This is a genomic window from Streptomyces sp. NPDC057136 (assembly GCF_042670885.1).
In the GTDB taxonomy this organism is placed as follows: Bacteria; Actinomycetota; Actinomycetes; order Streptomycetales; family Streptomycetaceae; genus Streptomyces.
In genome coordinates, this window is sequence record NZ_JBHUUV010000109.1 from 1 (window position 1) to 1385 (window position 1385).

A 1385-nucleotide genomic window follows, 5' to 3' on the forward strand; every position below is an offset into this window, starting at 1 on the left:
TCGCGCAGCAGCGCATGTGGTTCCTGGACCAACTCGAGCCTGGCTCGACCGAGTACAACCTGCCGCTGCCCATCCGGTTGGACGGCGATCTGGACATAGCCGCACTGGGTGCGGCGCTGGATGCGGTCATGGCACGGCACGAGGTGCTCCGCACCCGCCTGGTGGCGGATGCGGACGGCGTGGCCCATCAGGTGATCGACCCGCCGGCCGCTCTCCCGCTGCCCGTGATGGATGTGTCCGGCAGCCCTGATCCGCTTGCTGCGACGGAGCGGCTGGTCGCGAAGGATGTCCTGGCGCCCTTCGATCTCGCGACCGGCCCGCTGATCCGGGCCGGCCTGATCCGGCTCGCCGATGACGAACACGTTCTGGCGCTGTCGATGCAGCATGTGGTGTTCGACGAGTGGTCGGGTCGGATCCTGCGGCGTGAACTTGCGGCCCTGTACGAGGCGTTCCGTGCGGGCCGACCGGACCCGCTGCCGCCGCTGCCGGTGCAGTACGCCGACTTCGCGGTCTGGCAGCGCAAGTGGCTGGACGGCGAGGCCCTGGAGCAACAACTGACCTACTGGCGAGACGATTTGGCGCAGCTCCCAGTGGTGGAGCTCCCGACCGATCGGCCCCGTCCCCAGGTGCGATCGTCCGAAGGCGCGGCGACTCACTTCACCGTATCGGCGGAGACCGCGGACGCACTGCGTGCGCTGGCCCGTGAGGGGGGCGCGACGATGTTCATGACGCTCCTTGCGGCCTTCGACGTGCTGCTGAGCCGGTACGCGGGATCGGAGGACGTGGTCGTGGGCACGCCGGTCGCGAACCGGAACCGGGCCGAGACCGAGGACCTGATCGGACTCTTCGTCAACACGCTGGTCCTGCGTACCGATCTGTCAGGCGACCCGACCTTCGGCGAGCTCCTGGGTCGCGTACGGGAGACGGCTCTGGGCGCCTACGCCCACCAGGACCTGCCGTTCGAGCAGCTGGTGGACGACCTCGTCACTGAGCGGGACCGGACCCGAACCCCGCTCTTCCAGGTGTTCTTCAACTACGCGATGGAGGATCCGCGCGACGGCGCGAACCTGCTTGAGCAGGGCGAAGACGCGAGCCGGCCGAGGGAAGACGTGCGGATCAAGGGGTCGGCCGCGGGGACCCGGCTCGCCCTGTTCGACCTGACTCTGAGGTTCGGCGATACCGGCGAAGGCGGCCTGTCAGGAGAGATCGAGTACAGCACCGCGCTGTTCGATCCGGCGACGGCCGAGGCGATGTCCCGCCACCTGGTCTCCGTGCTGGACACCGTTGCCTGCGATGCGGGGGTGCGGGTGGGTGATGTGTCGGTGTTGTCGGTGGGTGAGCGTGAGTTGGTGGTGGAGGGGTGGAATGCGTCGTCGGTGGTGTTG

Annotated in this window: 1 protein-coding gene; it reads left to right on the forward strand. The window is 68.5% G+C overall.

All coding sequences use genetic code 11. From position 1 onward, the window contains the following. On the forward strand, positions 1–1385 hold a 1385-nt coding region (locus tag ACFT7S_RS38700; RefSeq protein ID WP_382741254.1), incomplete at both ends, for a condensation domain-containing protein.